General features: G+C 58.5%; 13 protein-coding genes. All 13 read left to right on the top strand.

What is annotated here, in order from left to right:
- Positions 1-88: 88 nt before the first annotated feature.
- On the top strand, positions 89-1,459 hold the full coding sequence (dnaB, locus tag ALO80_RS17910) for a replicative DNA helicase (RefSeq protein ID WP_055009972.1): 1,371 nt from the start codon (positions 89-91) through the stop codon (positions 1,457-1,459).
- Positions 1,459-1,662 (top strand): hypothetical protein, encoded by a 204-nt coding sequence (locus ALO80_RS17905; protein WP_055009971.1) that lies wholly within the window; start codon positions 1,459-1,461, stop codon positions 1,660-1,662. The genes dnaB and ALO80_RS17905 overlap by 1 nt, the downstream gene beginning before the upstream one ends.
- Entirely contained in the window at positions 1,659-2,024 is a 366-nt protein-coding gene (locus ALO80_RS32345; protein ID WP_055009970.1) for an endodeoxyribonuclease RusA, read from the top strand. The genes ALO80_RS17905 and ALO80_RS32345 overlap by 4 nt, the downstream gene beginning before the upstream one ends.
- Positions 2,021-2,332: a hypothetical protein gene (locus ALO80_RS17895; protein ID WP_055009969.1), complete on the top strand. Its 312-nt coding sequence runs from the start codon at positions 2,021-2,023 to the stop codon at positions 2,330-2,332. The genes ALO80_RS32345 and ALO80_RS17895 overlap by 4 nt, the downstream gene beginning before the upstream one ends.
- Positions 2,329-3,606, top strand: coding sequence for a tyrosine-type recombinase/integrase (locus ALO80_RS17890; RefSeq protein WP_055009968.1), 1,278 nt, complete (start codon positions 2,329-2,331; stop codon positions 3,604-3,606). The genes ALO80_RS17895 and ALO80_RS17890 overlap by 4 nt, the downstream gene beginning before the upstream one ends.
- A gap of 2 nt (positions 3,607-3,608) precedes the next feature.
- A complete protein-coding gene (locus ALO80_RS17885; protein ID WP_055009967.1) occupies positions 3,609-3,860 on the top strand; it encodes a hypothetical protein in 252 nt (83 codons plus the stop codon).
- Positions 3,857-4,177: a hypothetical protein gene (locus tag ALO80_RS17880; protein WP_055009966.1), complete on the top strand. Its 321-nt coding sequence runs from the start codon at positions 3,857-3,859 to the stop codon at positions 4,175-4,177. Before ALO80_RS17885 ends, ALO80_RS17880 begins: the two co-directional genes overlap by 4 nt.
- Before the next feature lie 2 nt (positions 4,178-4,179).
- Positions 4,180-4,566: an antiterminator Q family protein gene (locus ALO80_RS17875; protein WP_055009965.1), complete on the top strand. Its 387-nt coding sequence runs from the start codon at positions 4,180-4,182 to the stop codon at positions 4,564-4,566.
- A 179-nt stretch (positions 4,567-4,745) separates the two neighbouring features.
- The gene (locus ALO80_RS17870; protein ID WP_082427135.1) at positions 4,746-5,069 is read left to right on the top strand and encodes a phage holin, lambda family; all 324 of its coding nucleotides are present in this window, start codon (positions 4,746-4,748) and stop codon (positions 5,067-5,069) included.
- Positions 5,066-5,485, top strand: a complete 420-nt coding sequence (locus ALO80_RS17865) for a hypothetical protein (RefSeq protein WP_055009964.1) — start codon at positions 5,066-5,068, stop codon at positions 5,483-5,485. The genes ALO80_RS17870 and ALO80_RS17865 overlap by 4 nt, the downstream gene beginning before the upstream one ends.
- The gene (locus ALO80_RS31775) at positions 5,415-5,603 is read left to right on the top strand and encodes a hypothetical protein (RefSeq protein WP_230852676.1); all 189 of its coding nucleotides are present in this window, start codon (positions 5,415-5,417) and stop codon (positions 5,601-5,603) included. The genes ALO80_RS17865 and ALO80_RS31775 overlap by 71 nt, the downstream gene beginning before the upstream one ends.
- A 286-nt stretch (positions 5,604-5,889) precedes the next feature.
- A complete protein-coding gene (locus ALO80_RS17860) occupies positions 5,890-6,069 on the top strand; it encodes a hypothetical protein (protein ID WP_024668580.1) in 180 nt (59 codons plus the stop codon).
- The gene (locus ALO80_RS17855) at positions 6,060-6,455 is read left to right on the top strand and encodes an HNH endonuclease (RefSeq protein ID WP_055009963.1); all 396 of its coding nucleotides are present in this window, start codon (positions 6,060-6,062) and stop codon (positions 6,453-6,455) included. The genes ALO80_RS17860 and ALO80_RS17855 overlap by 10 nt, the downstream gene beginning before the upstream one ends.
- Positions 6,456-6,475: the final 20 nt, after the last annotated feature.

Below are 6,475 nucleotides of genomic sequence, written 5' to 3'. Positions count from 1 at the left end.
GGCAAGAACGGCTCTGTACCGTTCCGGGCCAGCTTCGACTGGTTGATCGCGCCGAGCAACTTCGTGAAGGTCGTCGAGGGGAATTACAGTGCGTGATCCCTACAGCCTTGAGGCAGAACACAGCGTGCTGGGTGCGATGCTTTTGCGTCAGGAACTGATCGACGTTCTCAGCGCAGACCTGGCGGTCGATGATTTTTATTTCGAGGATAACGCCGCGATCTATCGCGGAATCCTAGCTCTGCATGGCGATAACAAGCCTGTTGACTGCGTGACGGTGGGTGTGTTTCTCCACGAGTTGGCTGATGGTGTCAGCGCTCTTGCGTATGCCTCAGAAATTGCAAGAAACACGCCCAGCGTTGCTAATGCGTCCTCGTATGCAGCCACAGTTCGGGAGCGCAGCCTAGATCGCGCCATGATTCAGTTGGGTTCTCGCATCAACGATATCGCCTACAGCGATCAGCCCACCCCCGACAAGGTCGCAGCCATTCAGACCGAGGCTCTGGCCATCGACGGCAAGACTGCCACGGCGGAAGTCATCAAAGCCCAGGACATCTTGGATGATTACATCGAGGTGTTGCAGGCGCGGGCGGATCGCGGAGAGGGTATCGACGGACTGTCGACCGGTATCGCAGACCTCGACGAAAAGCTGCAAGGGCTCAAGCCAGAACAGTTGATCGTGATTGCTGGCCGGCCTGCAATGGGCAAGACAACCCTTGCGATGAACATCGCGTCCCATGCCTGCATCCGCGAGAAAAAGAGCGTGATGGTGTTCAGTCTTGAGATGAACCAGAACGGCCTGATGGATCGCCTAATGGCCTCCGAGGGGAAGGTGCCACTGCAACTGATCAAGAGCGGAAAAGCACCGCATACACACGGTGCCGAACTGATGGGTGCAGCTGCCAAGATCAAGCACGCCGACCTGTACATCTCAGACCGAGCCTCGATGACGATCAACCGGATACGGTCCGCTGCGCGCCGTCACAAGCGCCAACGCGGCCTGGATCTAATCGTCATCGATTACCTGCAGCTGATGGAGTCGGATTCTCGGACATTCAGCCGCGAGCAGGAAGTAAGCCACATGACGCGCAGCGCCAAGCTGATGGCTAGGGAACTGGGTGTGCCTGTAATCCTGCTGAGTCAGCTTTCGCGTAAGTGCGAAGAGCGCCCGAACAAGCGGCCTCTTTCTTCTGACCTGCGTGAGTCCGGGGCGATTGAGCAGGACGCCGACATTATTTTGTTCGTGTATCGCGATGAGGTCTATCACGAACACAGCGAAGCCAAAGGCATCGCCGAGATAATTATCGGCAAGGGACGGGATATCGAAACGGGCACCGTGCGAGCCGCATTCCTCGGCCAATACAGTCGCTTTGAACAGCTTGCTGCGGGCTGGGTAGAGCAACCGAGACCAGCAAAGGTCGCAAGCCTTGCAGATCGTTATAGCAACAAGGATCGGTTCTGATGACCAGTAGACGCTTGGCTCTTCCAGAAATTGAGACCTACCGATACGCAGTGTTCTGCTGCTCGTTCAAGGTTGACCTCAGCTCGACGCCTGACCATGCATTGGCCTTGTTCGTTGATTTGGCTATGGCCAAGCGTTACGGCGCATGGATGTGGCCGAGCACTTTCGAAGTCGTCGACGTGGTCACAGGGCGGCCGCTATGAGCACCGATCTAATGTTGCCCTGGCCACCAAAGGTCCTAAGTCCCAACGCCAGGACGCACTGGGCTACCAAAAGCCGAGCCGCAAAGGCCTATCGGAACGCCTGTTACCTCCTTTGCCTTCAGGCTGCATTGCCAGTGCCCGAGGGCCGCGCATTGCTTGCGCTCGAGTTCATACCGCCGGATCGGCGCCGGCGTGACGATGACAACTGCATCGCGGCGTTTAAGTCTGGACGAGACGGCGTTGCCCAGGCGCTGGGCATCGACGACAGCAGGTTCGTCACCCAGCTGCAGATCAGTGCCGAAACCATCGAGGGTGGCGCTGTACGCGTTCGAATTTCTGACTACGTTGAGGCTCCAGCATGAGCAATCAATTCAAGCCGGGCGACCTGGCGCTGATCGTCGGGACGCACATGACTCCGGACAACGTAGGCAAGGTATGCGAGTTGGTGGAGTTTTTGGCTCAAGAGCAAATCAGCGCATGGCGAGAGCCCCACCACGGCATGGTTATTCAGAACGGTGATGTTCATGCCGCTTGGGTTGTAATCGGCGCTGGCCTCGTATCGTGCTTCGGCTTGAGTGGTTGGGCGCTGGTTGATCAAATCCACCTCATGCCACTGCGTGACTACTCTGTCAAAGAGCAGCAGAAACGCAAGGAGGCGCATCCAGCATGACGGCCGCCGTGCGCATCACCGATGCAGAAATCAAGCGCCAAGCCGCTGGCACCGAGCGTGACCTGCGCGACGTGGAGAACCGTGGCCTGTACCTGCGCTTCACCCGGGACCGTGCGCGGGCGTCGTGGTACTTGGTCAGCAAGGGCAAATGGAACCTCGTCGGCAGCTTTCCCGATCTGTCGGCCAAGCAGGTCGTCGCGGCATTGCCTGCCATCCGCTTGCGGCTCGATGCCGGTGCCGGATCGAACCTGTCTAAGTGGGTCACGACTGGCGAGCTGCTGGACTGGTACGCCGACCGCATGTCGCGCGACCGCAGCCTTTCCGAGAAGCGCAAGAAGACCGGCGCGTCGCTGATCAAGTGCCATCTCAAGCCGCGCCTCGGCGCCGTGCCGCTGACAAGCATCGACAAGGCCACCCTGGACGATCAGTTCATGTGGCCAGCGCAGGAAACCATCGGCATTGACTATGTGCGGTCGGCGTTCCAGCTACTGGCCCTGGCATTTCGGCAGGCCTACAAACTCCGTTTGATCGCGGCCAACCCGATGAAGGAGATCAGGTTCAGCGACTTCTCGAAAGCCAAGGTCGGCATCAAGCCTTCCCGGCTGCGCGGCACCCAGCTGCAGGAACTGATCGCACGCCTGCTGACCGTGCTCGAGTACGAACCAGTCGATGGCCTGCTGGCGCTGATGATGCTTTGCCACGGCACGCGCATCGGCGAGACGCGGCAAGCGCGCTGGGCACACATCAGCCTGGCGGAGCGCGAATGGTTCATTCCTGCCGAGAACACCAAGACCTGCGTTGAGCATCACCTGCCCCTGACCGAACAGGTATGCAAGCTGCTGATCAGCTACAGGGACATTCAGTTGGCCGGCGGGTACAGAGGACAGTTCCTGTTTCCATCCCGGAGCGGCAAGGCACTCAGCGAAGGGCAGGCCAGCGCTGTGTTCAGAAGGCTGGGCCTGGGTGAGTGGACGAGCCACGACCTGCGCAAGGTCGCGCGCACGGGCTGGGCCGATATTGGCATTGACCACCTGATCGGTGAGCTGCTGATCAACCACGCGATGGGCCACAACGTGAAGGTGTACATCCAGTCGGACGTGATGAGCCGCAAGCGTGATGCCCTTGAGAAGTGGCACGCGCATCTAGATTCAAAGGGCCTGAACCGCATTCAGACATTGACCCGCTTTAGAACGGGAGATTCTGGTAACGGGCTACAGACCACGGAACACAAGGGCTGCGACCCTATTCAAGAATCAACCATAGGCGAGGTTTAAAAATGATGATTTCGCACGACAGCGCCTTGGCTTTTGCCTATGCGCTTCAGAAAACCGATATAGGAACGCCCTCGCCGTCGGCCTTCCGTCGCGAGTTCGACCGCTCAAAAGTCTTCATGGTGATGAAGCAAAACTTCGACGACTTCACCCGGCTGACGGTCGTAATGGATGGCGGTCACCGTTTCGATATCGACAGCGACAAAGTCACGTTCAATATCGACCGCGCTGCTGACTGGCTGGTTGGTGAAGGATGAAGAAGAGTCACGGCCCTGCGTTCCGAGCCGCCCAGCTTGAGTTGGCCCAGTGCCCGGCCTGCCGAGGTCGCGCAGTGGTCAAGGGTATTTACTACGAAATGGCATGCGTCCAGTGCAACGCCTCGGGCTGGGTCGCCTCCGAGACCGGTGATGCGCTGCCGCTGGAAGTGCTGGTGACGCAGCTGAGCATGCGCCTGCAGGCCGCTGACCGGCAGATCGAACAATTGAAGCGCCCGGACCAGGTGACTGGACCTGCCGCGATTTATAACCAGAACAACCGCCGCGGTGCCGGTGGATCAAATTGGACAGGGGATTGACCGTGAAAAAACGTACATATGTAGACAAGCCGCTGGGCGATACCGAATACCTGCTGGAAAACTGGGGCTCCTGGCGGAAGTCTGGCATGGGCGTGCCGAGCTATGTCTCCCCACTGGCGGCCCTGATGAGCCAGTGTTGCTCAGAGCCGAGTGAAACGACTTATGTGATCACCGACGATACGGCAATGCTGGTGGACTCGACGATCGCAAGGTTGATCACGCGCAACCAGCAGATGGGCGATTTCATCTGGTGGTACTTCGGCTCCAAGTGGACGATGGTCCGCATTGCCGAGGCTAACAAGATGTCGGAGCGGTCAGCACGCGAAATCATCCGTCAAGGTGTGGCATGGATTGACGGTGCGCTGGGCGATATTTGCGAAGCGGCGTAAAAAGTTCTTTCAGGCCTGATAAACACCTGTTCTGATGGCACGGTGTTCAGCTGTTCCAGCGCGGCACCCCTGATGATTAAGCCCAGCCAAGTGCTGGGTTTTGCTTTCTGAACCATTTCAAAGGCTCGCCATATCGGCGGGCCTTTTTCGTTTATAGATCCCGAAAGGGCCAAGACCGGATGCGCACTATGCCCGACAAGCCAGACACCTGGGCCAAGCTCTGGATGGCCTTATCGAATCCACTATGGCAGGGCGCGATCATGGCCATCATCGTCTCTCTACTGCGAGTCCTCTACGACGCCAAGGAAACCAGCAAGCGCCGGATTTTCTTTGAAGCGTTGATCTGCGGTGCGTTGAGCCTCGTTGCGTCCAGCCTGATCGAGTGGATGGCCTGGCCGCCTAGCCTTTCAGTCGCTGCCGGTGGCACCATCGGTTTTCTCGGCGTAACAGCCATTCGCGAGCTGGTGACCCGGTTCATTGGCCGCAAGGTGGATTCCGTATGAAGGCTCTCGCCGCTGCAATCATCATCAGTTTGGTGGGCCTGCTGCTGGTCGGTATCCAGCAGTACCGCGTCCTCGCGCTGGAAGGGCAGGTGACGCTGCAGATGAAGACTGCCAAGGATGCCACCGACGCCAACACCGAAAGCCAGAAGACAATCACCACGCTCCAGGCCGAGGCCAAGCGCAATGCCAACTACACGGCCGATCTACAGCAGCGCCTCAAGGCCAGTGAAGACAAGGCCCGACAAGCGAGGAAAGACTTTGAAGACCTCAAGCGTAAGAGCCCGGCTGTTCGTAAGTGGGCTGATCAGCCTTTGCCTGACGGCCTGCGCGGCAAGCCCGCGCCCAGTGGTGGTAAAGACATCAGCGGTAAGCCTGGAAGCCCCGGTAATGGTGCCGTGCGAACGGGTCAGCGATAGCGACGAAGACTTGGCGCTGAACGGTGACCTCTGGGCCTTGAAGGACCGAGCAGTAAACCTGCTGGACACGTGCGCCGATCAGGTCGACGCACAGATCAAACGCAGCCAGAGCAAGTGAGTCGAGGTCTGATATGTCCACTCCAGATAGCTTCCACAGCTGTAACGATGGCCGTGGTGCGAGACGTGTCTACGTCAACGGTAATGAAATAAATCGGGTTGCTTGGTGCGATACGCGGATGGGTATCGCTGTGTTCATCCCATATCCCTACAAGATGAATCGGGCATCTGGTGCCTTGGTAACGCGCCGATTGAAAGGCACGGTAACTGTAGAGCGGGTGAACTGATGTCCTGTAGTGGATGTGATGCGCGCCGAGAATGGTTCAAGAAGTGGAGCAAGGTGGCATATGAACGAGCACAGCAACTCTTTGCTAAGCCAGATACTGGCCGAGCAGGTGAAGCAGACCCAGCTGCTACAGCGGATGGCAGAGCAACAGACGCTGCTGATCGACGCACTGAGTGAAGAAGAGCCGGAAGACCCCGATACTCAGCCCCGCACCTACCTGGACGGCACACCATGCCGTTGAGGCCGCAGAAGCCGTGCAATGCCCAGGGCTGCAACACACTGACCCGTAACCCTCGGTACTGTGACGCCCATAAGGATGCGGGCAAGCAGTTCGAAGTAAAGCAGCGTGAGAAGCAACGCGAGACCAGCAGCCAGCGCGGCTACAGCTACAAGTGGCAGCAGGCCCGTAAGTCCTACCTTGCCAAGCATCCGCTGTGCGCTGAGTGCGAACGCCAAGGATTGGTGGTAGTGGCCACTGACCTTGATCACATCGTGCCTCATGGTGGTGACAAGGAGGCCTTCTGGGTTAGATCCAATTGGCAAGGCCTGTGCCATTCCTGTCACAGCAGGAAAACGGCAGCAGAGGATGGCGGCTGGGGGAACGCCAAGGCTGACCGGCCGCGCTGACCGAAACGAGAACGATTCTC

This window comes from Pseudomonas caricapapayae, from assembly GCF_001400735.1.
Lineage (GTDB): Bacteria > Pseudomonadota > Gammaproteobacteria > Pseudomonadales > Pseudomonadaceae > Aquipseudomonas > Aquipseudomonas caricapapayae.
The sequence above is the reverse complement of the archived record's forward strand: the minus strand, read 5'-3'. Positions and strand labels throughout refer to the sequence as shown.